We start from the raw sequence: 26,624 nt of genomic DNA, 5'->3' as shown, positions 1-26,624 counted from the left end.
CTGGGTTACTCGCGAGGTTGTCACAGGCGTCGGGAGAATGGACTCCGACGGTTCATGCTGCCCCGACGACCCGGAGGTGACGAGTGTCCCACCCGATGGCCGGCGGCGGCATGGGCGGCTGGAGCATGCTCCGGTCGCTGCGCAACCGCGACGAGGTCTCCGCCCACGAGCTCAAGCGCGGCACCGCCCGGCGGATCGTCGCGTTCGCCCGGCCCTACCGGCGCGACATCGTCGTCTTCCTGATCACCGTGATCGTCGCCGCGGTGATCGGCGTGGCCACGCCGCTGCTCGCCGGCGACGTCATCGACGCGATCGCCGGCGGCGGAGCGGACGCCCGCTCGACTGTCGTCCGGCTCGCCCTGATCATCGCCGCGCTCGCCGTGGCCGACGCGGTCTTCTCCCTGATCCAGCGCTGGTATTCGGCCCGCATCGGCGAGGGCATCATCCTCGACCTGCGCACCCGGGTCTACGACCACGTCCAGCGGATGCCGCTGCAGTTCTTCACCCGCACCCAGACCGGCGCGCTCGTGAGCCGGCTCAACAACGACGTGCTCGGCGCCCAGCGGGCGTTCACCTCGACGCTGTCCGGGGTGGTCAGCAACGTCATCCAGCTCGTGCTCACCGCGGCTGCGATGCTTGTGCTGTCCTGGCAGATCACCGTGCTGGCGCTGGTGCTGCTGCCGATCTTCATCATCCCGGCCCGCCGGGTGGGCCGGCGCCTGGCCGAGATCACCCGCGAGTCGTACAACCTCGACGCCAAGATGAACGCGACGATGACCGAGCGGTTCGGCGTCGCCGGCGCGCTGCTGGTCAAGCTGTTCGGCGCGCCGGAGGTGGAGGCCGACCGGTTCGCCCGCCGGGCCGAGCGGGTGCGTGACATCGGCATCCAGTCCGCCATGTACTCGCGGACGTTCTTCGTGGCGATGCTGCTCGTCGCGTCGCTGGCCCAGGCGCTGACGTACGGCGTCGGCGGCTGGCTGGCGGTCACCGGTGCGGTCAGCGCCGGCACCGTGGTCAAGCTGGCGCTGCTGCTGACCCGTCTCTACGGCCCGCTGACCGCGCTGTCCAACGTGCGGGTCGACGTGATGAGCGCGCTCGTCTCCTTCGACCGGGTCTTCGAGGTGCTCGACCTGCGCCCGACCATCGCCGAGAAGCCCGACGCGGTGCCGGTGCCGCGCGGCAACGGCCGGGTCGAGTTCCGCGACGTGCGCTTCCGCTACCCGAGCGCCGCCGAGGTGTCCCTCGCCTCCCTGGAGGAGGTCTCGACCCTCGACCGGACGGTGAACGAGCCGGTGCTCAGGGGCGTCTCGTTCGCCGTCGAGCCGGGTCAGATGGTGGCCCTGGTCGGTCCGTCCGGCGCCGGCAAGTCGACGCTGTCCATGCTGATCTCCCGGATCTACGACGTCAGCGACGGCCAGGTGCTCGTCGGTGGCGTCGACGTACGGGACGCCACGCTCGCCTCGCTCCGCGACGAGATCGGCGTGGTCACCCAGGACTCGCACCTGTTCCACGAGACGATCCGGGAGAACCTGCGCTACGCCAAGCCCGACGCCACCGACGACGAGATCTGGGCGGCGCTGGCCGGCGCGCAGGTCGCCGACCTGGTCCGGGCGCTCCCGGACGGGCTCGACACGACTGTCGGCGAGCGGGGCTACCGCTTCTCCGGCGGCGAGAAGCAGCGCATCGCCATCGCCCGGCTCCTGCTCAAGGCCCCGTCGATCGTGATCCTCGACGAGGCCACCGCCCACCTGGACTCGGAGAGCGAGGCGGCGGTGCAGCGGGCGCTGTCGGTGGCGCTGACCGGGCGTACCGCGCTGGTCATCGCGCACCGGCTCTCCACGGTGCGCGACGCCGACCAGATCCTGGTGCTCGACGAGGGCCGGATCGTGGAGCGCGGCCGGCACGACGAGCTGGTGGCGGTCGGCGGCCTGTACGCCGAGCTGTACCGCACCCAGTTCGCGGTCACCGACTCGCCCGCGCCCCACGCCGAGGCCGAGCAGCCCGAGCCGGTGGTGACCACGGTGCCGATGGGCACCTACGTCGCCCACGAGGCCATGCCCCCGGCCGCCGCCAACTAGCGACCCGACGAGGCCACACGACCGACCGGCCAGCCGACTGACCGACGGGCCGACTGACCGGCCGGGCCACCGACGGCCCGCCGGCACCGGACGACCGAGGCCTAACCTGCGGCGACCGCGGCGCGCAGCTCGGCGAACGCGGCGCCGAGCGTCTCCGGGGTGAAGTGGGCGTTCAGGCCGCTCGGGTTGGGCAGCACCCAGAGCCGGGCCGCCGCGAGCGGCTCCGGCTGCGGCCCGAAACCGGCCTTCGGCCGGGCGAACCCGATCCGGTACGCGGTCACCCCGACCACCGCCACCCAGCGCGGCCGGTAGTGCTCGACCTTCGCGGTGAGCGTGGCCGCGCCGTCGACCAGTTCGCCGGCGGTCAGCTCGTCGGCACGGGCGCTGGCCCGGGCCACCATGTTTGTGATGCCGAGGCCCAGCGCCGGAAGCGTGTCCTGTTCGCTGGGGTGCAGCAGGCGCGGCGTGAAGCCGCCGCGGTGCAGGGCGGGCCAGAACCGGTTGCCCGGCCGGGCGAAGTGCCAGCCGGTGGCCGCCGACCACAGGCCCGGGTTGATGCCGACGAACAGCACGTCCAGGCCGGGCGCGATCACGTCGGGCAGCAGCCGGTCGGCCGCCGCGGCGAGCTGCTCGCGGCTGGGCCGGGGATGGCGGCGGGCGGGCGTGCCCGGTCCTGGCGCGGCCTCGGGCCGCCCACCGCCCGGCCGCCGTCGATCGCTCACCGGCCCACCGTCCCGAGTGACCGGCCCGCCGCGGGCGCGGCAACCCGCACCCGGCTCAGCGGAGCCGCCGCCGCGGGAAGCACCGGTGCCGGCGCGGGAAGCCCGGCCACCGTCACAGCCCGCGCAGCGCGCCGCCGTCGACCGGAACGGTGATCCCGGTGACGTACCCGGCGGCGGGGGAGAGCAGGAACGCGGCCACCCTGCCGAACTCCGCCGGGTCGCCGATGCGTCCGAGCGGGATCGCCGCCTCGGCCTGCGCGCGGGCCCGCTCGGGGTCGCCGGAACCGGCAAGCAGCTCCCGGTTGCGGTCGGTCATGATCCGTCCAGGCAACAGGCTGACCACGCGTACGCCGCGCGGGCCGAACTCGTCCGCCATGTCCTTCGCGACGCCGGCCAGCCCCGGCCGCAGCCCGTTGGAGATGCCGAGGCCGGGCAGCGGTCCGCGTACCGAGGTGGACAGCACCAGCCCGATCGCGCCGCCGTCGGTGAGTGCCCCGGCCACCGTGCGGGCGAGCCGGACGCTGCCCAGGAAGACCGTCTCGAACGACTCGCGCCACTGCTCGTCGGTGACGGTGGCGGCGGTGCCGGGCGGTGGGCCGCCGACCGAGATCAGCGCGCCGTCGAGGCGGCCGAAGTGTTCGCGGGCGGCGGCGACGAGCCGCTCCGGGGTGGCGGGGTCGGCGAGGTCGGCGGTCAGCCCGATCGCCCGCTGCGGGTCACCGAGCGCCTCGACCGCGGCGGCCACCCGGTCCGGGGTACGCGCGGAGATGACCACCCGGGCGCCGTCGGCGACGAGGTGTTCGGCGGTGGCGAAGCCGAGGCCGCCGGAGGCGCCGGTGAGCACGTACACCCGGTCGGCGAGTCCGAGATCCATGCACCGATCCTGCCGTACCGGCGGGTGCCTGTCAGCGCGGGGCGGGCCGCACCAGGCGTACCCGGCCGGCGACCTGAACCGCGACGGCGCCGCCGGTCCGGGCGAGGGCCGGCAGCCGGCGTGGCCGGGGCGGGCGGCGGCCGTCGTAGCGGCTCCCGGCCTCGCGCGCGGCCAGCTCCTCCGCGCCCAGCGGCGGCAGCGCGTTCCGGCCGCGCAGGTCGCGGGCGAGGTCCCAGCCGTCGCGCAGCGACCCGTTCGTGGGGCGGCCGTCGGCCCACGTGGTGAACGCGGCCGGCCAGTCCGGCCCGAGGCCGGCGGCGAGCAGCGGCCAGTGCCGGGCCACGTCCCCGGCCCGCTTGCGCAGCAGCGCCCGGCGGGCCGCCTCGACCGGGGCCGGGGCGAAGCCGCGCGGCAGCGGTCCACCGGCGACGAGCGCGGCGACCAGTTCGGCCTGCCGGGCCGCCAGGTCGCCGCTCACGTGACCACCGGGTGGCCGGACGCGGCGGCCAGCGCGTCCAGCTCGCCGCGCAGCTCGGCGGCGGGCGGGTAGTGCCCGTCGCGTTCCAGCAGCAGCGCGGGCGGGCGGCGCCTGGTACACAGCTCGCGGACCAGGTCCAGCACGGCCTCGGGCACCGGATCGGTGTGCGTGTCGTGGTAGAAGCCGCCGTGCTCGGCGCCGCCCGCGACGTGCACGTAGGCGATGCGTTCCAACGGCAGCCGGTCCAGCAGCGCGGCCGGGTCGCCGCCCCGGTTGCGGGCGTTGGCGTGCACGTTCGCCACGTCGAGCAGCAGCAGCGCGCCGGTGGCGTCGAGGATCTCGGTGAGGAAGTCCGCCTCGTCCAGCTCGTCGTCCGGCCAGTCGAACAGCGCCGCGATCGGTTCCAGGGCCAGCGGCACCGGCAGCTCCGCCTGCGTCCGCCGCACGTTCGCCACCACCGCGGCGACCGCCTCGCGGCTGCGCGGCAGCGGCAGCAGGTGACCGGCCTCCAGGCCGCCGGCCCGCACGAACGCGATGTGCTCGCTCACCAGCGGCGCGTCCAGGGCCGTGGCCACCCCGGCCAGGTGCGCCACCCGGGCCCGGTCGACAGGCTCCGCGCCGCCGAGGGACAGCCGCACCCCGTGGGGTACGACGTCGACGCCGCGTCCGCGCAGCTCGGCGAGCCCGTCCGGGAGCGGCCCGGCCGGGGCGACCGCCTCCGCGACCACCTCGACGAAGCGCAGCCCCGGCAGCCCGGCGACGAAACCGGCGATCTCGGGGCGCCAGCCGATGCCGACGCCGGACGGGCCACTCATCCGCCGCACCCGCCTCCGCCGCAGCCACCGCCCCCGCCGCACGAGCTGCCGCCCCCGCAGGAGCTGCCGCCGGCGGTCGCCCCGCCGCCGCACGAGGTGCCGGAGCTGGCGCCGCCCGCGTTGCCCATGGCCTGCCGCTGGATCTCGGCCTGCTCCGCGAAGCCCGGATCCATGGTCCAGAGCGTGGCGGTACCGAACAGCGCCACGCCCAGCGCCACGTCCGTCGCGCCGTACGTGGAGTACGCCGGCCCGGCGGCCGGCCGCAGCCAGGCGTGCCGGCGGCGCATGTCGTTCAGCGCGGCGGTGGCCGCCCGGGTGCGCCAGGGCACGCGGTTGAGCAGCACGAACGCGAGGCCGAGCGGGAACAGGCTGAGCAGCAGCCAGCCGGTGGGCCGGTCGTTCAGCAGCCCGGAGACCACGCGCACGATGCCGATGACCAGCAGGGCTCCGACCAGCAGGGCGCCGCGCCGCAGCGTCCGGCGCCGCTCCTGGTCCAGGGCGAGACCTCGGCGTACCAGGCCGTCGCGCAGCTCGTCGAGCGCACGCCGCACCCACTCGTCGGCGGCCAGGTCCCGGGTCCGCAGGCCGCGGCTCGCCGCGTGGTGGACCGCCTGGTCCAGCGGAGTGGCACCGGCCGGCAGCGGACCGCCGGTGGTGAGCCGCCGGTCCGGCCGGACGCCGACCGCGCCGGCGTGGCGCAGCCCGCCGAGCGCGGCCCAGACGGCGAGCTGGTCACCACCGTTGAGGTAGGCGACCTGCTGCGGACCCAGGTCGCCGTACGCGGTCACCGGCGTGCCCGCCAGCATGCGCCGCCGGTACACGATCGCACCGATGACCAGGACGACGGCGAGCAGGAGGTACCAGCGCAGGAATACGGGGCCGGGGATGCCCCAGGTGTCGGAGGGGGTCATCGTCTGCTCCTGTCGCGAGGAGGGGTCGCGGCTCATTGTGGAGCAGGCGCGCCAGAGTCGATCTCCTGGAGGGGCGTAGTTACCGGACCGAGACCGGCGCCGGTTCAGTGCCGGCGGACGGCCTCCTCGACCAGGTCGAGCACCCGGGCCAGGTCGCCGGCCGGACGGCCCATCGCCAGGTGCAGCACCAGCCCGTCGTAGGCCAGCTCCAGGAACTGGGCGAGCACGTCGATCGGCACGTCGTCGCGGAGGACGCCGGCTTCGCGCTGGCGCAGCAGGCGCTCCCGGGTGGCCGCGGCGATGGCCTCGGACCGTTCCGCCCAGCGCTTGGCGAAGGCGGGGTCGGTGCGCAGCCGGCGGGAGACCTCCAGCTGGCTGCCGAGCCAGCCGGTGGTGTCCGGCGAGACGGCCCGGGCCAGCAGGTCGCGCATGACCTGCACGAGGCCGTTGCGGGCCACCGTCTCCACCATCGCGGCGGCGTCGTCCTCGGCCACGGCGAGGAAGAGGGAGTCCTTGTCCCGGAAGTGGTGGAAGATCGCGCCCCGGGACAGGCCGGTGGCCTCCTCCAGTCGCCGTACGGTGGCGCCCTCGTAGCCGTGCCGGGCGAAACACGCCCGCGCCGCCGCGAGGATCTCCTGTCGGCGCGCGTCGAGCTGGTCCTGACTTACTCTGGGCACGAACGGATCGTCGCAGGTGGAACCGGCCGATGCAAACCGTACGTACGGCTTGAGAAGCGCCGACACTTGATCATCTGGTGCCGCCCGATGGTTACGATCGGCGGGTGACCGCCCTTCCCGCGCGCCCGCTCACCGTCGCCGCCGTCCAGGCCCAGCCCGTCCCCGGCGACGTCCCCGGCAACGCCCGCACCGCCGCCCGCCTCGTCGGCCGGGCCGAGGGCGCCCGCGTCGTGGTGCTGCCCGAGCTGTTCCTGCCGGCGTACCACCCGCCGACGCTCGGCGCCGACCCGGAGGGCACGGACGTGGCAGCCGACGCCGACTGCCGGGTGAGCGACGCCCGGCTGGACCCGCTGCGCTCCGCCGCCGCCGACGCGGGCGCCGCAGTGGTGATCGGCGCCGCCGTCCGCCACCCCGACCGGCGGCGCACCATCTCCTCGCTCGTCGTGGACCCGGCCGGCACGGTCACCGCCGCGTACGACAAGCAACAGCTCTGGAGCGGCGAGCGGGAGCTGTTCGACGCCGGCCGCCGGGGCGCGACGCTCGAGGTCGACACGTGGCGGCTGGGACTGGGCGTCTGCTACGACGGCTGCTTCCCGGAGCACGCGCGGGCCGCCGCCCGCGACGGCGCGCACGGCTACCTCTGCCCGAGCGGCTACCTGGCCGGCTCGGCACACCGCCGCGACCTCTACTACGCGGCCCGGGCGCTGGACAACACCATGTACGTGGTGTTCGCCAACGCCGTCGGCGGCGCCGATCCGTGGCGCTTCAACGGCGGCGCGGCGGTGTACGACCCGGAGGGCCGGCCGCTGGCCCGGGGTGCCGACACCGGCGAGGACGTGCTGGTGGCCACGCTGGACCCGGACGCGCTGGCCGCCACCCGCGCGGCGCACACCATGCTGCTGGACCGCCCGCTCGACGCCGGGGCGGCTCGCGCCGTCCTCGTGGCCTGATCGCCGTGGCGGGGCCCTCGGCCCTGTCGGTGCTCCGGCCCGTCCCGTAGGGTGCCCAGGTGCCGTTGCTCCTGCTCGATCTGGACAACACTCTGCTGGACCGCGACGGGCCGTTCCGCGCCTGGGGAGAACGCTTCCTGGACGGCATCGGCGCGCCGCCGGCCGACCTCGACTGGTTGGTGTCCGTGGACGCGGACGGGCTGACCAACAGGTGGGACGTGGCGGATGCGATCCGCGACCGGTACGCGCTGCGCATCCCCTCGATCGACCTGGTCGACGAGCTGCACGACGGCGTGGTGGCCCACATGCGGCTGGACCCGCTGGTGGCCTGCGCGCTGAGGATCGCCGCCGACGCGGGCTGGGTGCCGGTGGTGGTCACCAACGGCGCGTCCCGTCAACAGGACGCCAAGATCCGCAAGACCGGCCTGGACCGGTACGTCGCCGACTGGGTGATCTCCGAGGAGGCGGGCGTCAGCAAACCGAACCCGAGGATCTTCGCGCTCGCCGCCCAGCGGGCCCGGATGCCGCTGCGCGGCGCGTGGGTGGTGGGCGACAGCCCGGAGGCGGACATCGGCGGCGCGACGGCTGTGGGCCTGCCCAGCGTCTGGCTGCACCGGGGACGCCGCTGGTCCGATCCGAGGTTCGCGCCCACCCGGATCGAGGACGGTCTGATCGCGGCCGTCGCGGCCGTCCTGGCCGGCTGACGGCGCTCGGCGGCGCGGGCCGGCGGCGGCACAGCGGCGCGGGCCGGCCGGCGGCGCGGCGGCACGATGGCGCACCGCGCGGAAAATCCGTTGACCCGCCGCGGGCGGGACACGAGCATGGTGCCGCGCGAGTGCGCAGCCGGGTGTGCCCGGTCGAGGAGAGGGGGTCGGTCATGGCCGTTTTCGCAGGGTCGTACCACCTGCCTCCGCCAGCCTCGATCGAAGGACAGATCCACCCGTGCGCGATCACGACATCCCGGCGCCGCAGCGCCGTGGCCGCGGCAAGAGCCGCTTCGACGACGACGAACCCGACTTCCTGAAGCGTGGTCGGCGTACCCCGCCGGCCCTCACCGACCCGGACGCCGAGCCCGAGGCGGAGGACGCTTGGTCCTCCTGGGACCAGGCCGTCCACGGCCCCGAGCCGCATCCGGAGTGGCTGGTCACCGAACTGGCCGCCCGGGACACCGAGCTCGGGGTGCTCAAGACCGGCAAGGAGGCGGACGTCCACCTGGTCCGCCGTGCCGTGCCGGGTACCGACCGCGCCTGCCTGCTCGCGGTCAAGCGCTACCGCGACGCCCAGCACCGGCTGTTCCACCGCGACGCCGGTTACCTGGAGGGCCGCCGGGTACGCCGGTCCCGTGAGATGCGGGCGATGACCGGCCGTACCGCGTTCGGCCGGCAGATGATCGCCGGCCAGTGGGCGGCGGCCGAGTTCGCCGCGTTGTCCCAGCTCTGGGAGATCGGGGCCGCCTCCGGGCGGATCGCCGTGCCCTACCCGGTGCAGCTGCTCGGCACCGAGCTGATGCTGGAGTTCGTCGGCGACGCCGAGGCGGGGGAGGCCGCGCCGCGGCTGGCCCAGGTCCGGCCCGACGACGACGAGCTGCGCGACCTGTGGGACCAGCTCGTGGAGGCGTTGACGGTGCTCGCCCGGGCCGGCTACGCACACGGCGACCTGTCCCCGTACAACCTGCTGGTGCACGCGGGCCGGCTGGTGATGATCGACCTGCCCCAGGTGGTCGACGTGGTGGCGAACCCGCAGGGGGCCGACTTCCTGGCCCGCGACGTGCGGGTGGTGGCCGCCTGGTTCACCGCCCGCGGGATGCCCGCGACGGTGACCGACCCGGCGGCGCTGACCGAGGCGCTGCTGCGGGAGGCGGGCGTCCGCTGACCGGCCGGCGTCCCGGGCGGGAGACCGCCCGGGACGCCGGTCCGGGTCACTGGAGGTAGCGCTCGACCTCCGGCACCGGGCGTTCGCCCTGGGCGTCCGGGTCGCCGTGTGCCTGGCGGGCGGCCCGGCGACGGCGCAGCAGGTCCCAGCACTGGTCCAGGGACTCCTCCAGCGCGCGCAGCCGCTCCCGCGCCTCGTCGTCGGTGCCGGCCTCGTGCTGCTGCGCGTCGGCACGCAGCCGGTGCTCCTCGTCGACGAGTTCCGAGATCCGGCTCAGGATGGTCTTGTCGTCCATGCCCGAAGCTTGGCACAGCGGACGGGCCCGCGCCCGCGTTCTGCCGCCGTCCGTCAGAGGTGAGCGTTGCTCGCTCTCCGCAACGACCACTGTGTACGCGAGTGACGCATATCCCACGGGCTCCATTCTCGACAAAGAGATTGTTGTTACGTGAAATATCCTCCGACCTGCCTTTTGATCTGCGGCTCAGGATGGCATGCTCGCGAGCAACGTCACGGGTCGATACGGAGTCGCGACCCTGAGTCAACCGAGGGAGCGTTCAGGTGCCCGAACCGACGGACACACCGAGGCCCACCGGCCGACCCCGAACCGTGCCGCTGCGGCAGATCCTGCCGGCGGTGCTCCGCGACCCCGCCCGGGCACTCATCGACATCGGCAACCGTACCGAAGGTGAACTGGTCCGGCTCAACCTCGGCTCGTTCCGCCCCTACCTGGTCACCCACCCCAAGCACGTGCAGCACGTCCTGCGTGACCGGGCGGACAACTACGAACGGGCCGGTGACGGGCTGTTCTGGCGCCCGGTCAAGCGCCTGTTCGGCGAGGGGATCCTCGGCGAGGGGCAGATCTGGTCGGCCAGCCGCCGGATGCTCCAGCCGATGTTCACCGCCAAGCGGGTCGAGGCGCTGGTCGACGGGATGGCCGACGCGATACGCGACGCGGTCGACGAGCTGGACGAGCCGGCCCGCGCCGGGCAGCCGGTCGACATCGGCGTGGAGCAGGCGCGCATCGTCAGCCGGGCGATCATGAAGGTGCTGTTCGCCGACCGGATCTCGGTGCCGGACGCGATGCGCGTGATCGAGGCGCAGGACCGGATCGCCACCGCCGTCATCCCCCGGATCATCGTGCCGTTCGCGCCGCTGTCCCTGCCGATGCCCGGCGACCGCACGTTCGCCCGTGCCGTCCGCATCGTCGACGACGTGCTGGTGCCGATCGTCCGCGAGACGCGGGAGTCCGCCGACCAGGGCGACGACGTCATCTCGACGCTCTGGCAGGCCCGCACCGACGACGGGCGGCAGCTCGACGAGCGGCAGGTCCGCAACGACACAGTGGCGATGTTCGCCGCCACCACGGAGACCACCATCAACGTGCTGACCTGGGCCTGGCCGCACCTGGACCAGCACCCCGAGGTGGCCGAGCGGCTCTACGCCGAGATCGACGAGGTGGTCGGCGGCGAGCCGGTACGCCGCGAGCACCTGAGCCGGCTCACGTACACCCGGATGGTGCTCGACGAGCTGCTGCGGCTCTATCCGATCGGGTGGATCATCCCGCGCCGCGCGGTCGCCGGGGACGTCATCGACGGCGTGCCGATCGAGCCCGGCGCCACGATGGCGGTCAGCCCGCTGATCACCCAGCGGATGCGGCAGTTCTGGGACCGCCCGGACGAGTTCGACCCGGAACGGTTCCGCCCCGAGCGCGTCCGCGCCCGCCACCGGTACGCCCACTTCCCGTTCGGCGGCGGGCCGCACCAGTGCCTCGGGATGTACCTGTTCTACCTGGAGGCCCAGCTCATCCTCGCCACCATGCTCAGCCGCTACCGCTTCCGGCTGCACCGCCCCGGCGTACCCGGACTGCGGCTGGCCGCGGCGCTGCGGCCACGCGAACGCGTCGAGCTGACGCTCGTCGCCGCCGGGCGGACGGAGCCGGCATGACCGACGGGCCGACACCCGATCCGCTGGCGGTCGCCGCCGAGCAGGGCCGGGTCTGCGCGCTCGCCGCGCAGGGCCAGCGCGGCCTGCGCAGGGCCGCCGCCGCGCACCCCGAGCTGTTCCCCGGCGACCCGTTCGACGCGACACTGTTCAGCAGCATCGCGCAGGCGATGGCGTTCAGCGCCCCCTGGCACACCGCCGCCGAACTCGCGGTGACCAACCGCGCGGTGCTGTGGGGCTTCGCCGTCGACTGGCTGGTCGACCACCAGGCCACCAGCCGGGCCGAGGTCGACCGGATCACCGCCGTCTGCCTGGACGTGCTCGACGGCGGCGAGTCCGCCGACCCGCTGGGCCGGTTCCTCGCCGAGCTGCGCGACGACGTCGCCGCCGCACCCGCCTATCCGGCGCTGCGCGGCCTCTGGCGCGACACGATGGCCCGCACGCTCGACGCGATGGCCCGCGAGTGGGACTGGCGGCACACCGGCCGTCCCACGCTCGCCGAATACCTCGCCAACGCCGACAACCTCGCCGCCACCGTGGTGAACGTGGCGCACTGGATCCACACCGGATCGGTGTCCGACGCCGCCACGCTGGCCCGGCTGGTCGAGGTCGGCGACGAGGTCCAGCGGGCCCTGCGCCTGGTCAACGACCTCGGCACCCACCGCCGCGACGCCGAGTCCGGCGACCTCAACGCGCTGCTGCTCGTGGACGATCCGGCCGAGGTCGAGCGGCTCTTCGCCGAGCAGGTCGACCACTGCCGCGTCCTGCTGGCGAAGCTGGCCGGCGAGGTGCCGCGGGAGGCCGGCTTCCTGTCCCGGCAGCTCGGCTTCACCACCGGCTTCTACCGGAACACCGACTTCTGGGGCGTGCGGTGACGCTCACCGCCGGACCGGTGCCCGCCACCCGGTCCGGGACCACGCACGACCTGATCACCGCGCTCGGCGGTGAACCGGAGGGGCAGACGTCACCGTCGGTCTACGAGACCGGACGGCTGGTCGCGCTCGCGCCCTGGCTCGACGGCCACGACCGGCGCGTGGCCTGGCTGCTGGACCGGCAGCGCCCGGACGGCGGCTGGGGCGGCCCCGGCGGGTACGCGCTGGTGCCGACGCTCAGCGCGGTCGAGGCCCTGCTCGCAGTGCTGCACCGCGACGGGCCGTCCGACGAGCCCGCCGACGCCGCGCGCCGGGGACTGACGTACCTGACCGGCGCGCTGCGCGACGGCACCCCGCCGGACCTGCCGGCCACCGACCTGATCGTGCCGGCGCTGCTCACCGCCGTGGACCGGCACCTCGACGGCCCGGCCGGGCCGCCACCCGGGCTGGCCGAGTGGGCCGGCCGGCCCCGCCTGCCGCTGCCGGCCGGTCTCGACCCGGCCCGCCTGACCCGGGTACGCGGACTGCTCGCCACCGGACGGCCGGTGCCGGAGAAGCTGGCGCACGCGCTGGAGGTGGCGGGGGAGCTGGCGTACCGGGCGCCCGGCGTGCGCCCTTCGGCCAGCGGCGCGGTCGGCGCCTCACCGGCCGCCACCGCAGCCTGGCTGGGCGGCCCGGAACCCGGCCCCGCGCTGGACTACCTGAACGCTGTGTCCCGGCCCGGCCCGGTTCCCTGCGCGAGCCCGATCACCGTGTTCGAGCGGGCCTGGGTGCTCGGCATCCTGGTCCGGGCCGGCGTGCCGGTCGGCACGCCCGAGCCGGTGCTGACCGAGCTGCGCGCCGCGGTCGGACCGTCCGGCGCGGCCACCGCGCCCGGCCTGCCCGCCGACGCCGACACCACGGCGGTCACGCTCTACGCGCTGGCCCGGCTCGGCCGCGCGCCCGGTGTCGCGGCGCTGGACGGGTTCGACACCGGAGCGCACTTCTGCACCTGGCCGGGGGAGGACGGCGCCTCGCTGACCACCAACGCGCACGTGCTCGACGCGCTCGGCGAGCATCCGAGCGCACCCGGCGTCACCGGAGCCCGGCGCCGGGTCACCGAGTGGCTGCTGGAACGGCAGGAGCCGGACGGGCGGTGGGAGGACCGCTGGCACGCCTCGCCGTACTACGCCACGTACGCGGTGCTGCTGGCGCTGGCCGACCACGCGCCGGACGGCGCGGCGCGTACCGCCGTCGAGCGCGGGGTGGCCTGGCTGCTGGACACGCAGCGCCCGGACGGCTCCTGGGGACGGTGGGACGGCACCGCCGAGGAGACCGCGTACGGGGTGCTCGCCCTGGCCGACGCGGGCCGGCCCGGTGACCCCCGGATCACGTCGGCGCTGGCGCGGGGGCGTCGTCGACTGTCCGAGCTGGACGGATGCGACGGTGAACCGGCACTATGGCACGACAAGGACCTCTACCGCCCGACGCGGATCGTGCGCGCCGCGGTGCTGGCGGCCTCCGGCCGTGCCGGGGCGACCCGGACCGGGGCCGCACCTACCATGATCAGGATCGCTTGAATGAGGTTCACGACGGCTGCTAGCGTGCGCCGGAGTCGATCGGATTTCGGACCGACCGAAGACCGGGCCAGGACGGTGTGATGGGTTCCCGCAGTACGAATCTCCGTACGAAGATCATCGCGCTGCTGGCGTCGCTGACCGCGCTCTGGGCGTTCGCCGCGTGGGTGACCGTACGGGACGGATTCAACCTGCTCGGCGTGCAGACGCTCAACGCGCGCGTCTTCGAGCCGAGCGACCCGCTGCTGCAGGAGTTGCAGGCCGAACGCCGGCTGTCGCTGCGCTACCTCGGTGAGTCCGACCCGAGCCGGCTGCAGGAGCTGGAGGCTCAGCGCGCGCGTACCGACGAGACCGCCGGCGCGCTGTGGCGCTCGGTGCGGGACTGGCGCACCGAGATCCCGGCCAGCGAGGAGCTGATGCAGCGGCTCGACGAGCTGAAGACCGAACTGGACCAGCTCGGCCAGATCCGCGCCGACGTCAGCCGCAAGACCATCGACCGGACCACCACGCTCATCGCGTACGACGAGGCGGTCGACGGGATCTTCGCGGTCTTCGACGCCCTCGGCGGCCTCGACGACGACGAGATCGCCAAGGACACCGCCGCGCTGATCGACCTCAACCGGTCCCGGGAACTGCTGTCCCAACAGGACGCGCTGCTCACCGGCGCGATCGCGGCCAACCGGATCACCGTCGGCGAGCAGACCGCGTTCGCCCGCCTGGTCGGCGCGCAGTGGTTCCTCGCCGACCGCACCGCCCGCGAACTCGCCCCCGGCGACCGTGCCCGCTTCGAGCGGATGGTCGAGGGCGAGGCGTTCCAGCAGCTCCGCACGCTCCAGGACCAGGTGCTCGCGGCCAAGGGCGCCGAGGTGCGCCCGCCGGTGACCGCCGCGGCGTGGCAGGCCACCGCCGAGAAGGCGATGGCCGACCTGCGCGAGGTGATCCTCGCCGGCGGTGAGGACATCGTGTCCCGGGCGATGCCGGTCGCGATCGGCGTCATCGTACGGCTGGTGCTCGCCGCCGGCCTCGGCCTGATCGCCGTCATCGCCTCCGTGGTCGTCTCGATCACCACGGCCCGGGCGCTCGTCCGCCAGCTCGAACGGCTCCGCGAGGCCGCCTTCAAGCTGGCCCACGAACGCCTGCCGAGCGTGGTGGACCGGCTGGGCCGCGGCGAGGAGGTGGACGTCGCCCGCGAGGCGCCACCCCTGCAGTTCGGCGACGACGAGATCGGCCAGGTGGGCAAGGCGTTCAACGTCGTGCAGGAGACCGCCGTCCGCACCGCCGTCGAGCAGGCCGAGCTGCGCCGCAGCGTCCGCGACGTGTTCCTGAGCCTGGCCCGGCGCACCCAGGCGCTCGTGCACCGGCAGCTGACGCTGCTGGACGCGATGGAACGGCGCGAGCACGACGCCGAGGAGCTGGAGGACCTGTTCCGGGTCGACCACCTGGCCACCCGGATGCGGCGTAACGCGGAGAACCTGATCGTGCTCTCCGGCTCGACGCCGGGCCGGGCCTGGCGGCGTAACGTCCCCATGGTCGACGTGGTGCGCGGCGCGGTCGCCGAGGTCGAGGACTACACCCGGGTCACCGTGCGTCCGCTCGGCGAGGTGTCGCTCACCGGCCGTGCCGTCGGTGACGTGATCCACCTGCTGGCCGAGCTGATCGAGAACGGACTCTCGTTCTCCCCGCCGCAGACCACAGTGGAGGTACGCGGTCAGCTGGTGGCGAACGGCTTCGCCATCGAGATCGAGGACCGCGGTCTCGGCATGAGCGCCGACGAGCTGGCCGCCGCCAACGCGCGCATCGTGGACCGGTCCGAGCTGAACCTCGCCGATGCCGCCCGGCTCGGCCTGTTCGTGGTCAGCCGGCTCACCGAGCGGCACGGCGTCAAGGTGCAGCTCAAGGAATCCGCGTACGGCGGGACCACGGCGGTGGTGCTCATCCCGCGTGAACTGATCACCGCCGACGGTGCCGACGGGGCCGACGCCCTTCCCGCACCCGGGACGGCCCTGCCCGCGGCACCCGCGCCGGACCCGGTGCGGAGCACGCCGGCCGGCGACGGACCGGCGACCCCGTCCGGCCCGGACGGCGCCGCCGAACCGGACCAGCCGGCCGAGCCCGCCCCGCAGGTGCCGGAGCCGGTGACGCGGGCGCCCCGGCTGACCCCGTCCGGGCTGCCCGCGCGCACCCGCAAGCGGCAGCCCGCGGTGGCGGGGCCCACCACGGAGCTGGCAGTGGTGGAGCGGCGGCCGGCCGCCACGACGGACGCGGCAGAGGCGTCGCCGGCGACGGAGCCGGAGACCGAGGCGGAGACGGCGCCGGTCACCGACGCGGGACTGCCGGTCCGGGTACGCCAGGCCAGCCTCGTGCCGGAGCTGCGGCACGACCAGAACGCGGCGGACGACGACGCCGCCGACGACGACACGGCGCGTGCACCGGAGCAGGTGCGCCGGATGATGAGCTCCTACCAGAGCGGCACCCGCCGCGGCCGTACCGATGCCGCGCGCCTGCTCGGCGGAGCGCAGGGAGCCGGCGGTGGGCCGGCCGACGCGGACGAGCAGGTTACCTGACCGGGACGTCGACGCGACGGAAACCGGAAGCTGACGGCACACCAGCCGGGAAGATGAGGACGACGAGTGGCGCAGAAGACGGCTTCGAGCGCGGATCTGACGTGGCTGCTGGATGACCTGGTCGGCCGGGTCAAGCAGGCGGAGCACGCCGTGGCGCTCTCCACCGACGGACTGTTGATGGCCTCGTCCCGCGGATTGAGCCGGGACGACGGCGAGCACCTGGCGGCCATGGCGGCGGGCATCCAGAGCCTGGCACGCGGCGCGGGCAAGCGATTCGGTGGCGGACAGGTACAGCAGACCATCATCGAGATGCAGTCCTCCTTCCTGTTCGTCACCGCGGCCGGGCGCAACGCCTGCCTGGCGGTGCTGGCCTCGGAGGACGCGGACGTCGGCCTGATCGCGTACGAGATGGCCATGCTCGTCACCCGGGTCGGCCGGTTCGTCGCGTCACCGACCCGGGAACAGCCCCTCGGCGAGAACGCGGCACTATGACCGGCCGGGGGGACTCCGCGGAGCAGGAGTGGGTGGACGACCACGCCGGCCCGGTGGTGCGCCCGTACGCGGTGACCGGAGGCCGGGCCCGCCCGGTCACCGGCACGTTCGACCTGATCTCGCTGGTCACCTCGACCCGCACCGATGTCGGGTCGGAGTCCGGGCTGGGCCCGGAGCACGTGGCGATCGTCGGCCTCTGCCAGCGGATCCTCTCCGTGGCCGAGATCGCCGCCCATCTCGACCTGCCGGTGGGCACGGTCCGGGTCCTCCTCGGAGACCTGGCCGCCCGCAGCCTGGTACAGGTACGCGAGCCGCGCGCGACCACCGCCGGCCTTCCCGACGAGCACGTTTTCGAGGCGGTAATCAATGGACTACGGGCGCTCTGAGCGGCCGGCGGGCGCCGCGCCGCTGCCCACCGCGATCAAGATCCTGATCGCGGGCGGGTTCGGCGTCGGCAAGACCACAATGGTCGGCGCGGTCAGCGAGACCCGGCCGCTGCGCACCGAGGAGGTGCTGACCGAGACCGGGATCGGCATCGACGACCTGTCCGGCATCGAGGAGAAGTCGACCACCACGGTGGCGATGGACTTCGGCCGCATCACCATCAGCGACGACCTGGTGCTCTACCTGTTCGGCACGCCCGGGCAGGACCGGTTCTGGTTCGTCTGGGACGAGCTGGCGCTCGGCGCGCTCGGCGCGGTGGTGCTCGCCGACACCCGCCGGCTGGCCGACTGCTTCCCGTCGATCGACTACTTCGAGGGGCGCGGTACGCCCTTCGTGGTGGCGGTGAACTGCTTCGAGGGCGCCAAGACGTTCCGTCTCGACGAGGTGCAGGCCGCGCTCGACCTGGACCCGGGCGTACCGGTGGTGCTGTGCGACGCACGCAAGCGGGAGTCGGCCAAGGAGGTGCTGATCACGCTGCTGGAGCACGCCATGAAGCTGCGGGAGGCGCGCCGCCGCGCCGCCGAGGACTGAACTGTCACACATCGACGGGGGAGTGGCGATGACCGAGGTGACGGTCCGGGCGATGAACCCGGACGAGTTCGACAGATGGCAGGACGAGCTGGCCGCCGGGTACGCGCGGGAGCACGTCACGGCCGGCAACTGGACGCCCGAGGAGGCGCTCGACCGGGCCCGGGAGGCCACCGCCGGCTTCCTGCCGCAGGGCATGGCCACGCCCGGCATGCTGTTCCTGGTCGGCGAGCTGGCCGACGGCTCACCGGTCGGCTGGCTGTGGATCGGCCTGACCCACCCGCGCGGTCTCGCCGACTGCGCATTCCTCTACGACATCGAGGTGGCCGCCGGGCACCGGGGCCGGGGCCTCGGGCGGGCGCTGCTCGCGGCCGGGGAGCGGGCGGCCCGGGAGCACGGCGCCCGGGCGCTGGAGCTGAACGTCTTCGGCGCCAACGAGACGGCACGCAAGCTGTACGAGAGGTCCGGCTACCGGGTCGTCACCCAGCAGATGCGCAAGGATCTGCCCGCCTAGGAGCGGTCAGAGGCGGGTGGCGGTCCGGATCAGGGCGGCGAGTGGCCGGGACCGGCTGTGCGGCGGCCACGCGATCACCGTGGTCACCGCCGGGGCGTCCGGCACCGGCACGGCGGCCAGGTCGGCGAGCAGCAGCGACCGGACCGACTCCGGCAGCACCACCGCGGTGCGGCCGAGCGCGATGAGCTGGAACAACTGGGCGTGGTCCCGGACCTCGGGGCCCGGACCGTCCGGGTACGACCCGTCGGCCCGGGGCCAGCGCGGCATCGGCAGGCCGGGCAGCGTCTCCACCTCGGCCATCAGCAGGTGCGGCCGCCGAGCCAGCGGATGTCCGGCCGGCAGGACCGCCACCTGCTGCTCGGTGACCAGTTCCTCGGTGTCCAGCCCCGTGGTCGAGTCGAACGGCAGGTGCAGCAGCGCCACGTCGGCCCGCCCGTCGCGCAGCAGCCGTTCCTGCTCGCCGATGCCGCACAGCAGCACCTCGACGGGGACCGCGTCCGGCTCGGCCGCGTACGCGTCGAGCAGTTTCGGCAGCAGCTCGCTCGATGCACCCGCCTTCGTCGCCAGCACCAGCCCGGGGCCGCCGTTCGCGGCCTCACCGGCGCGGCGGGTACGGCGGCCGGCGGCGTCCACGGCGTCCAGGGCGGCCCGGCCCTCCCGTAGCAGCACCGCACCTGCGGCGGTGAGCGCGACGCGGCGGCTGTCCCGTTCCAGCAGCGTCACGCCGAGGCGCCGTTCGAGCTGGCGGATCGCCCGCGACAGCGGCGGCTGCGCGATGCCGAGGCGGCGCGCGGCGCGGCCGAAGTGCAGTTCCTCGGCGACCGCGACGAAGTAGCGAAGCTCCCGCGTCTCCATCCCGCCACCGTACCGCCGGATCGATACCCGTCGGGTATCGCTCGCTACCGAGGTGGTGTTGGAGGCCCGAACGCCGCGCGGACAGGATCGAGACCATGAGCGAACGGACGACCGCGCTGGTGACCGGCGCGAACAAGGGAATCGGGTACGAGATCGCGGCCGGCCTGGGCGCGCTGGGCTGGCGGGTGGGCGTCGGCGCCCGGGACGAGCAGCGGCTCGCCGAGGCGGTGGCGAAGCTGCGGGCGGGCGGCGTGGACGCGTTCGGCGTACCGCTGGACGTCACCGACGACGCGAGCGTGACCGCCGCCGCCCGGCTGCTGGAGACGGAGGCCGGCGGGCTGGACGTGCTCGTCAACAACGCGGGCGTGACAGGCGGCGTGCCCCAGCACCCGGGGGACGTGGACCTCGCGACCATCCGGACCGCGGTCGAGGTGAACGTGATCGGCGTGGTCCGGGTGACCGAGGCGATGCTGCCGTTGCTGCGCCGCTCGGCCTCGCCCCGGATCGTCAACATGTCCAGTGGCGTCGGCTCGCTGACTCGGCAGAGCGCCTCGGAGGGCGAACATCAGACCGGGCCGCTGTCGGTGGCGTACTCGCCGTCGAAGAGCATGCTCAACGCGGTGACGATCCAGTACGCGCGGGCGCTCGCCGGCACGGGCATTCTGATCAACGCCGCCTGCCCGGGTTTCACCGCGACCGACCTCAACGGCTTCCGGGGCGTGCGGACTCCGCAACAGGGCGCGGCGATCGGAATCCGGCTGGCGACGCTGCCGGACGACGGGCCGACCGGCGGCTACTTCGAGGACGCGGGCGTGATCCCGTGGTGACTCCGGTCAGTGAGCGGCGACGGCGCTCGGCCGGACCTGTGCTCTTCTAGACGTGACTGAGCGTGACGCTCACGGCGGGACATATTGCTGTCGAGCGGTATACCTCAGAGTCATAACTATGACTCTGAGGTATACCGTCTCAGGTGACGTCACTTCCCCGGACGACACGCCCGGACATGCGGTGGTCCGTCAGAGCGCGGTGCGGACTCGCGCGGGCCGGCTGGCGAGGGTGGCCCGTCAGCACCACATGACCGGATTGCCGGTCGCCACCGACGCCGCGCACAGCCGGCGCAGCGGCTCCACGATGTAGGCGAAGTCGCCGCCCGACCGGCTCCGGGTCCGTACCGCGAGCCGTTCGGGCGGCGGCTCGCCGTGCTCGCCCACCGGCCGCATCGCCACCACCGTCCGCGTCCCGCCGGCGGTCAACTCCACCCGGTCGCCGGGCAGCGGCCGCTGGCCGAACCGCACGGCCCGGAACAGCGTCACCGGCGGGTCGGCGCGGTCGAGGACGAAGAAACCGTCCGGATCGACGCCCGCCTGAAAGGCCGGGCCGAACATGAACAACCCGCGGTAGGCCTCGACGTACTGCATCACGACCGCGCCGGTCGCCTCGTCGATCAGCTCCACCTCGTCGGTGACCCGGTCGGCGCGTGCGAACGCGTCCAGTTCGGCGAGCGCGACCGCTGCCCGGTCGGCGGGCAGCGAGCCGCCGTTGAGGTCCGGCAACGCGGCGGCGAGCGTCGGGAAACGGTGCTCGCCGGCCGCGCGCAACGCCTGCTGGAACAGGCGTACGCCGGTCCAGTTGGACACGCACTCGCTGACCATCTCCATGTGCCGGTGCGGGCAGGCGTCTCCGGTCATCCACGCGTAGAAGGCGTTGTCGGCGGCCCCGTCGTACCCGCCGGCCTGCACCAGCGCGAGCCAGCCGTCCTCGTCGTAGCCGACCGGCCCGACCGGGCACGGCGTGGCGAGGCCGTCCTGCCAGCACCGGCAGTACACGAACGCGTCGAGTCCCACGCCGGCACGCTACCGGCGCCCGCCCGGCGCCGCGTGCCGGTTTCCGGCCGCTCAGGTGGCGCGCGCTGATCTGCGGCTCAGGTGACGGCGAGCAGCACTGCGTCTCCGCGCGCCGCCGCGTCGCGGTAGAAGTCGCGCAGTGCGGCGAAGTTCGGCAGCAGGTAGCTGTCGAACTCGTCGTCGCCGTCGTCCCAGATGTGCGGGTAGATCTCGGCCTCCGACATGGCCTCCGGGTCGAAGCGGGCCCGCAGCGTCGCGTCGTCCACCGCGTCGAGCCCGGCGGCCACGGCGCGCACGGCGTCCGGCATGAGCAGCCGGGCCGGGCCCATGCCGAGATCCGGCCCGATCGGGTCGCCGCCGACGATCGCCGGTCCGGCGTCGCCCCGGATCTCGTACGTGGTGCCGTTCAGCAGGTAGTGCAGGCCGTGCCACGCCTTGTCGAGGTCGAGCTCGTCCGGGCCACCCTGGAACACGGTGCCGACCTTCTCCGGGTCGGCGAGGACCGCCGCCAGCTCCTCGGCGGGCAGCCGGCGTGCGTTGAAGATCATGCCCATGGGGTTGCCTCTCGGGGGTGCCGGTGGGAATCGGCGGCAGCGTAGCGTGCGCGTGTGACAGCCATGGCACCATCGGCGCATGGCCACTGACACCCGGCACCTCAGCGTCCACATCGACCGCACGGTCGCGGATGTCTACGCCTTCGCCGCCGACCCGGCGAACCTGACCCGCTGGGCACCAGGTCTCGGCGGCTCGGTCGTGCTCGTCGACGGCCACTGGTACGTGGACACGCCCGAAGGGCGGGCGCGGCTGACCTTCGCACCGGCCAACGAGTACGGCGTGCTCGACCACGAGGTGCGGACGCCGTCGGGCGAGACGGTGTACGTGCCGTTGCGCGCCATCGCCGACGGCGACGCCACCGAGGTGGTGTTCAGCCTGCGGCGGATGCCCGGCATGAGCGACGCGGACTTCGACCGGGACACCGCGCTCGTGGAGGCGGACCTGGCCCGGCTCAAGGCCGTACTGGAGAGCGCCGCCGGCTGACCGGCGCGCGTGGTCACTCCGGCGCGCATGTTCGCTGAAATGGGAATTGCGGCCGGGCTCGGCCGGAGATCGTGAGCGGGAGGGAATTCGGCGCACCTGTGCGCCGGCGTTCGAATCCGGCAGGCGCAATCCGGCTCACGCAATCCGGCGCACGCAATTCGGTGATTCAGTCGCCGATCGCGTCCCGCATTCGTTCCCTCGTCCAGTATTCGGACGGGTCGGTGGCGCCCGGGCTCGGATTGTGCGTCGCGACCACCGGGCCGGGCGGCGCCGGTCGCGCCCCGCCGCCGTCGCGCGCCGCGAGGACCACGACGGCCGCGGTGACGGCGAGCGCCGCGACGGCGGCCGCGCCGAGCAGCACACGATGTGACATGTCGCCTCCTCCGGGGCCGGGTGCCGGTCTGACTGGCGCCGGTCCGCCTGGTGCGCCGGGCGGCACACCAGGCGGACCGTCGTTCACCAGGTGTCGTTCGCGTACGTGTTGTAGAGCGTCCCCACCACCGCGGCGGAGAAGTACGGCGAGCCGTTCGTGTTCGAGCCGCTCGAGTAGCTCATCACCCCGTGCACGTCACCACGTCTGGTGGTGTTGTCGTAGCTGTAGTACCACGGGCCGCCGCTCGAACCGCCCCCGAAGCCGCAGTTCATCTCGATCCGATTGCTGCCCGCGTCCCTCGACGTGCCCGAGCAGACCCACTGGATCTCGCCGCTGTCCTTGTTGCTCGGGTAGCCGAAGATGTCGTAGTGGTACTCGCGGCCACCGCCGGTGAGCAGCCCGTTGGCCCCGACCGCGTCCACGATCGACCGGCTGCCGTAGACGAGCGCGACCGCCACGTCGTACTGCCGCTCACGAGTGCTGATCCAGCCGCTCGGCACCGCCAGCGTGGACCAGTCCCAGGTGCCGTACGGCTGCGCGCCGTTGCGGTACGACGGCACGAACATCCAGTTCGCGGTGTGCCAGTCCCGGCCCGGCCCGTCGTGCACGCAGTGCGCGGCGGTGAACACCATGTTGCGCGCCGGGCTGTTCACCACGCTCGCCGAGCAGTAGTGGCCCAGGCCGTCGGTCGAGCTGGTGTAGAAGATCTTCCCCACCGTGATCGATTCGTTGAGCTGGGTGCCGAAGCCGCTGCCGTCCTTCGGCGCCACCGCCTCCGCGAAGCGCCGCACCCGCTCCGCCGCAGGGCTCCGGGTGACCGGGCCCGCGCCCTTCTCCACCTCGTCGGCGGGAGTGGCCGCCGCCATGCGCTCGGCCGTCCAGTACGCCCGGGCCTGCCCGGCCGACGACCCCGCCTTGCGCTCGATCGAGGTGACCGCGGCCGGAGCGGCGGTGCCGGACGTGGTGCCGGTGGCGGCCTGAGCCGGAGCGCCGGCGAGGATCGTCGGCAGGATCAGGATCGGCAACGCCAGAAGTCTCATCGACGTTTTCGTGAATTCCTTCCCAGTCTTTCGATTTCCGTATCGAAAACTGGAGCGCCCCCGTGGTTCATCGCGATAGCGGAAACGTATCGACGGGCTTCGGGGCGTGTCAACGAATCATGGACGTCGATTCTGTGCAGTGTCGGATGTGCGATCGGCCCGCGGGAATTCCATCGAGTCGCAATTTGCAGGGTGGATGAGGTGCACGAATAGGGCCGCTCCCCGCCGGAGCGGGAAGCGGCCCTGTGTCAGCCGTACGGGATCAGCTGGCGATCATGCGGCGCAGCACGTACTGCAGGATGCCGCCGTGGCGGTAGTAGTCCGCCTCACCCGGGGTGTCGATGCGGACCACGGCGTCGAACTCCACGCCGGTGTCGGTGGTGACCTTCACCGTGCGCGGGGTGTCGCCGTCGTTGAGCGCGGTGACGCCGCTGATCGAGAACGTCTCCGTGCCGGTCAGGCCCAGCGACTCGGCGGTCTCGCCGCCCGGGAACTGCAGCGGCAGCACGCCCATGCCGATCAGGTTCGAGCGGTGGATCCGCTCGTACGACTCGGCGATGACCGCCTTCACGCCCAGCAGCATCGTGCCCTTCGCCGCCCAGTCACGCGACGAGCCGGAGCCGTACTCCTTGCCGGCCAGGATGACCAGCGGGACGCCCGCCTCCTGGTACGCCATCGAGGCGTCGTAGATCGAGGTCTGCTCGCCGGTCAGGTGGTTGACCGTGAAGCCGCCCTCGACACCCGGGACGAGCTGGTTGCGCAGCCGGATGTTGGCGAACGTGCCCCGGATCATCACCTCGTGGTTGCCCCGGCGGGAGCCGTACGAGTTGAACTCGTGCCGGGCCACGCCGTGCTCGGCCAGGTACTTGCCGGCGGGGGAGTCCGCCTTGATCGAACCGGCCGGGGAGATGTGGTCGGTGGTCACCGAGTCGCCCAGCTTGGCCAGCACCCGCGCGTCGGCGATGTCCTGCACCGGGGCCGGCTCCTGCTGCATGCCCTCGAAGTACGGGGGCTTGCGCACGTAGGTCGACTCGCCGTCCCAGGAGAACGTGTCACCGGTCGGGGTCGGCAGCGACTGCCAGCGCTCGTCACCGGCGAACACGTCGGCGTACGCGGCGCTGAAGCCGGTCGCGCCGATCGCGGAGGCGATGACGTCCTGGATCTCGGCGCTGTTCGGCCAGATCTCCCGCAGGAACACCGGGTTGCCCTGGGCGTCCTCACCGATCGGCTCGTTGGCCAGGTCGATGTCCATGGTGCCGGCGAGCGCGTACGCGACCACCAGCGGCGGGGACGCCAGGTAGTTCATCTTGACGTCCGGGTTGATCCGGCCCTCGAAGTTGCGGTTGCCGGACAGCACCGACACGACTGCGAGGTCACCCTCGTTGACGGCGGCGGAGACCTCCTCCGGCAGCGGGCCGGAGTTGCCGATGCAGGTGGTGCAGCCGTAGCCGACCAGGTTGAAGCCGAGCTTCTCCAGGTACGGGGTGAGGCCGGCGCGGTCGTAGTAGTCCATGACGACCTTCGAGCCCGGCGCCAGGGTGGTCTTCACCCACGGCTTGCGGGCCAGGCCCTTGTCCACCGCGTTGCGGGCCAGCAGCGCGGCACCGATCATGACCTGCGGGTTCGAGGTGTTGGTGCAGGAGGTGATCGCGGCGATCACCACGGCGCCGTGGTCCAGCTCGTACTCGACGCCGTCGGCGCCGGTCACGCGTACCGGATTGCTGGCCCGGCCGCCCGCGCCCACCGCGGCGGTCTCCAGGTCGCGCGGCGCGTCCGCCGGGTCGTTCACGCCGTTGGCGGGGGAGTCGCTGGCCGGGAACGACTCGGCCGACGCCTCGTCGGCCGGGCCGTCGGTGCCGAACGGCTTCTCCTGCTGCGGCACGCCCGGCTTGCGGCCCGGGTCGCCACCGGTCTCGTCGGCGGCCACGTAGTCGCTGAGCGCGGCGCGGAACAGCGTCTTGGCGCTACCGAGCGGCACCCGGTCCTGCGGGCGCTTCGGGCCGGCCAGCGACGGCTCGATGGTGCTGAGGTCCAGCTCCAGGCGCTCGGAGTACTCCGGCTCGCGCTCCGGGTCGTGCCAGAGGCCCTGCTCCTTGGCGTACGCCTCGACCAGCGCGACCTGAGCCGCGTCGCGGCCGGTCAGCTCCAGGTAGCGGACGGTCTCGGCGTCGATCGGGAAGATCGCCACGGTCGAGCCGTACTCCGGCGACATGTTGCCGATGGTGGCGCGGTTGGCAAGCGGCACCGCGCTCACGCCCGGGCCGTAGAACTCGACGAACTTGCCGACCACGCCGTGCTTGCGCAGCATCTCGGTGATGGTCAGCACCAGGTCGGTGGCGGTGGTGCCGGCCGGCATCTCACCGGAGAGCTTGAAGCCGACCACGCGGGGGATCAGCATGCTGACCGGCTGGCCGAGCATCGCGGCCTCGGCCTCGATGCCGCCGACGCCCCAGCCCAGCACGCCCAGGCCGTTGACCATGGTGGTGTGCGAGTCGGTGCCGACGACCGTGTCCGGGTACGCCTGGCCGTTGCGCTCCATGATCGTGCGGGCCAGGTACTCGATGTTGACCTGGTGCACGATGCCGGTGCCCGGCGGGACGACCTTGAACTCGTTGAACGCGGTCTGGCCCCAGCGCAGGAACTGGTAGCGCTCCTTGTTGCGCTCGTACTCCAGCTCGACGTTGCGCTCGAAGGCGTCCGCGCGGCCGAACAGGTCGGCGATGACCGAGTGGTCGATGACCAGCTCGGCCGGAGCGAGGGGGTTGACCTTGCTGGCGTCGCCGCCCAGGTCACGGACCGCCTCGCGCATGGTGGCCAGGTCGACCACGCAGGGCACGCCGGTGAAGTCCTGCATCAGCACCCGGGCCGGGGTGAACTGGATCTCCACGCTCGGGTCGGCGGTGGCGTCCCACGCGCCGAGCTGCTGGATGTGGTCGGCGGTGATGTTCGCGCCGTCCTCGGTCCGCAGCAGGTTCTCCAGCAGGATCTTCAAGCTGTAGGGCAGTCGTTCGTGGCCCTCCACCTTGTCGATCCTGAAAATCTCGTAGCTCGCGTCTCCGACGCGTAGCTGGGTCTTCGCACCGAAGGTGTCGAGGCTCGCCACGTCGTACTCCTTCACACCAGCGACCGTGAGTAGTCCTGAGCAGTTTGTCGCACCGACCGGGGCGCTGCCGTGCTTAGGCAACA

Annotated in this window: 27 protein-coding genes; 14 read left to right on the top strand and 13 right to left on the bottom strand. The window is 73.5% G+C overall.

The window, feature by feature from the left end; all coding sequences use genetic code 11:
- Positions 1–95: 95 nt before the first annotated feature.
- Positions 96–2,078: an ABC transporter ATP-binding protein gene (locus SM452_RS23500; RefSeq protein ID WP_463840722.1), complete on the top strand. Its 1,983-nt coding sequence runs from the start codon at positions 96–98 to the stop codon at positions 2,076–2,078.
- A gap of 101 nt (positions 2,079–2,179) precedes the next feature.
- Here the strand turns inward: SM452_RS23500 and mug are convergent, their stop codons facing one another.
- From mug to SM452_RS23470, 6 genes are all read right to left on the bottom strand, one after another.
- Positions 2,180–2,800, bottom strand: a complete 621-nt coding sequence (gene mug, locus SM452_RS23495; RefSeq protein WP_262014406.1) for a G/U mismatch-specific DNA glycosylase — start codon at positions 2,798–2,800, stop codon at positions 2,180–2,182.
- Positions 2,801–2,912: 112 nt separating this feature from the next.
- Positions 2,913–3,674 carry an SDR family oxidoreductase gene (locus tag SM452_RS23490; protein ID WP_355512680.1) on the bottom strand — a complete coding sequence of 254 codons (762 nt, stop codon included), beginning with the start codon at positions 3,672–3,674 and terminating at the stop codon, positions 2,913–2,915.
- 31 nt (positions 3,675–3,705) lie between these two features.
- On the bottom strand, positions 3,706–4,152 hold the full coding sequence (locus SM452_RS23485; RefSeq protein WP_355512678.1) for a hypothetical protein: 447 nt from the start codon (positions 4,150–4,152) through the stop codon (positions 3,706–3,708).
- On the bottom strand, positions 4,149–4,967 hold the full coding sequence (locus tag SM452_RS23480) for an MbnB/TglH/ChrH family RiPP precursor modification enzyme (protein WP_355512676.1): 819 nt from the start codon (positions 4,965–4,967) through the stop codon (positions 4,149–4,151). Before SM452_RS23480 ends, SM452_RS23485 begins: the two co-directional genes overlap by 4 nt.
- Positions 4,964–5,878, bottom strand: a complete 915-nt coding sequence (locus SM452_RS23475) for a TIGR04222 domain-containing membrane protein (protein WP_262014402.1) — start codon at positions 5,876–5,878, stop codon at positions 4,964–4,966. Before SM452_RS23475 ends, SM452_RS23480 begins: the two co-directional genes overlap by 4 nt.
- Positions 5,879–5,982: 104 nt before the next feature.
- Positions 5,983–6,555, bottom strand: coding sequence for a TetR/AcrR family transcriptional regulator (locus tag SM452_RS23470; protein ID WP_194803152.1), 573 nt, complete (start codon positions 6,553–6,555; stop codon positions 5,983–5,985).
- 104 nt (positions 6,556–6,659) lie between these two features.
- Here SM452_RS23470 and SM452_RS23465 point away from each other — a divergent pair, with 104 nt between their 5' ends.
- The 3 genes from SM452_RS23465 to SM452_RS23455 all read left to right on the top strand — a co-directional run bounded on the left by SM452_RS23465 (position 6,660) and on the right by SM452_RS23455 (position 9,377).
- A complete protein-coding gene (locus SM452_RS23465) occupies positions 6,660–7,505 on the top strand; it encodes a carbon-nitrogen hydrolase family protein (RefSeq protein WP_463840709.1) in 846 nt (281 codons plus the stop codon).
- 59 nt (positions 7,506–7,564) lie between these two features.
- On the top strand, positions 7,565–8,209 hold the full coding sequence (locus SM452_RS23460; RefSeq protein ID WP_120568947.1) for an HAD family hydrolase: 645 nt from the start codon (positions 7,565–7,567) through the stop codon (positions 8,207–8,209).
- Between the two features lie 238 nt (positions 8,210–8,447).
- Positions 8,448–9,377, top strand: a complete 930-nt coding sequence (locus SM452_RS23455; protein ID WP_262014400.1) for a serine protein kinase RIO — start codon at positions 8,448–8,450, stop codon at positions 9,375–9,377.
- Positions 9,378–9,423: 46 nt separating this feature from the next.
- On the opposite strand, the gene SM452_RS23450 is transcribed toward SM452_RS23455, so the two are convergent.
- Complete coding sequence (locus SM452_RS23450) at positions 9,424–9,672, bottom strand: DUF2630 family protein (RefSeq protein ID WP_013287422.1); 249 nt, start codon at positions 9,670–9,672, stop codon at positions 9,424–9,426.
- 311 nt (positions 9,673–9,983) lie between these two features.
- Between SM452_RS23450 and SM452_RS23445 the strand changes: the two genes are divergently transcribed.
- The 8 genes from SM452_RS23445 to SM452_RS23410 all read left to right on the top strand — a co-directional run bounded on the left by SM452_RS23445 (position 9,984) and on the right by SM452_RS23410 (position 18,288).
- Complete coding sequence (locus tag SM452_RS23445; RefSeq protein ID WP_262014431.1) at positions 9,984–11,321, top strand: cytochrome P450; 1,338 nt, start codon at positions 9,984–9,986, stop codon at positions 11,319–11,321.
- Positions 11,318–12,193 carry a terpene synthase family protein gene (locus SM452_RS23440; RefSeq protein ID WP_463840708.1) on the top strand — a complete coding sequence of 292 codons (876 nt, stop codon included), beginning with the start codon at positions 11,318–11,320 and terminating at the stop codon, positions 12,191–12,193. The genes SM452_RS23445 and SM452_RS23440 overlap by 4 nt, the downstream gene beginning before the upstream one ends.
- A complete protein-coding gene (locus SM452_RS23435) occupies positions 12,190–13,749 on the top strand; it encodes a prenyltransferase/squalene oxidase repeat-containing protein (protein WP_463840707.1) in 1,560 nt (519 codons plus the stop codon). The genes SM452_RS23440 and SM452_RS23435 overlap by 4 nt, the downstream gene beginning before the upstream one ends.
- An 80-nt stretch (positions 13,750–13,829) precedes the next feature.
- Positions 13,830–16,310, top strand: coding sequence for a sensor histidine kinase (locus SM452_RS23430; protein ID WP_463840706.1), 2,481 nt, complete (start codon positions 13,830–13,832; stop codon positions 16,308–16,310).
- Positions 16,311–16,376: 66 nt separating this feature from the next.
- Positions 16,377–16,802, top strand: coding sequence for a roadblock/LC7 domain-containing protein (locus tag SM452_RS23425; RefSeq protein ID WP_262014396.1), 426 nt, complete (start codon positions 16,377–16,379; stop codon positions 16,800–16,802).
- Positions 16,799–17,188 carry a DUF742 domain-containing protein gene (locus tag SM452_RS23420; protein ID WP_013287416.1) on the top strand — a complete coding sequence of 130 codons (390 nt, stop codon included), beginning with the start codon at positions 16,799–16,801 and terminating at the stop codon, positions 17,186–17,188. The genes SM452_RS23425 and SM452_RS23420 overlap by 4 nt, the downstream gene beginning before the upstream one ends.
- Positions 17,169–17,777 carry a GTP-binding protein gene (locus tag SM452_RS23415; RefSeq protein WP_013287415.1) on the top strand — a complete coding sequence of 203 codons (609 nt, stop codon included), beginning with the start codon at positions 17,169–17,171 and terminating at the stop codon, positions 17,775–17,777. Before SM452_RS23420 ends, SM452_RS23415 begins: the two co-directional genes overlap by 20 nt.
- A 28-nt stretch (positions 17,778–17,805) precedes the next feature.
- Positions 17,806–18,288, top strand: coding sequence for an N-acetyltransferase family protein (locus SM452_RS23410; RefSeq protein ID WP_463840705.1), 483 nt, complete (start codon positions 17,806–17,808; stop codon positions 18,286–18,288).
- 6 nt (positions 18,289–18,294) lie between these two features.
- Here the strand turns inward: SM452_RS23410 and SM452_RS23405 are convergent, their stop codons facing one another.
- On the bottom strand, positions 18,295–19,143 hold the full coding sequence (locus tag SM452_RS23405) for a LysR family transcriptional regulator (RefSeq protein ID WP_262014394.1): 849 nt from the start codon (positions 19,141–19,143) through the stop codon (positions 18,295–18,297).
- 95 nt (positions 19,144–19,238) lie between these two features.
- Here SM452_RS23405 and SM452_RS23400 point away from each other — a divergent pair, with 95 nt between their 5' ends.
- Entirely contained in the window at positions 19,239–19,970 is a 732-nt protein-coding gene (locus SM452_RS23400; RefSeq protein WP_262014393.1) for an SDR family oxidoreductase, read from the top strand.
- A 237-nt stretch (positions 19,971–20,207) separates the two neighbouring features.
- Here SM452_RS23400 and SM452_RS23395 read toward each other — a convergent pair whose 3' ends face one another.
- Both SM452_RS23395 and SM452_RS23390 read right to left on the bottom strand, forming a co-directional pair.
- Positions 20,208–20,987, bottom strand: coding sequence for a hypothetical protein (locus SM452_RS23395; protein ID WP_262014392.1), 780 nt, complete (start codon positions 20,985–20,987; stop codon positions 20,208–20,210).
- 77 nt (positions 20,988–21,064) lie between these two features.
- Entirely contained in the window at positions 21,065–21,535 is a 471-nt protein-coding gene (locus SM452_RS23390; protein WP_262014391.1) for a YfbM family protein, read from the bottom strand.
- Positions 21,536–21,620: 85 nt separating this feature from the next.
- Here SM452_RS23390 and SM452_RS23385 point away from each other — a divergent pair, with 85 nt between their 5' ends.
- Positions 21,621–22,025, top strand: a complete 405-nt coding sequence (locus SM452_RS23385; protein ID WP_463840704.1) for an SRPBCC family protein — start codon at positions 21,621–21,623, stop codon at positions 22,023–22,025.
- A 166-nt stretch (positions 22,026–22,191) separates the two neighbouring features.
- On the opposite strand, the gene SM452_RS23380 is transcribed toward SM452_RS23385, so the two are convergent.
- The 3 genes from SM452_RS23380 to SM452_RS23370 form a co-directional block, all read right to left on the bottom strand.
- A complete protein-coding gene (locus tag SM452_RS23380) occupies positions 22,192–22,398 on the bottom strand; it encodes a hypothetical protein (RefSeq protein ID WP_262014389.1) in 207 nt (68 codons plus the stop codon).
- Between the two features lie 83 nt (positions 22,399–22,481).
- Entirely contained in the window at positions 22,482–23,438 is a 957-nt protein-coding gene (locus SM452_RS23375; RefSeq protein WP_262014388.1) for a trypsin-like serine peptidase, read from the bottom strand.
- Positions 23,439–23,700: 262 nt separating this feature from the next.
- Positions 23,701–26,556, bottom strand: coding sequence for an aconitate hydratase (locus SM452_RS23370; RefSeq protein ID WP_262014387.1), 2,856 nt, complete (start codon positions 26,554–26,556; stop codon positions 23,701–23,703).
- Positions 26,557–26,624 lie beyond the last annotated feature (68 nt).

It is taken from the genome of Micromonospora sp. SYSU B005 (genome assembly GCF_055362685.1).
The sequence above is the reverse complement of the archived record's forward strand: the minus strand, read 5'-3'. Positions and strand labels throughout refer to the sequence as shown.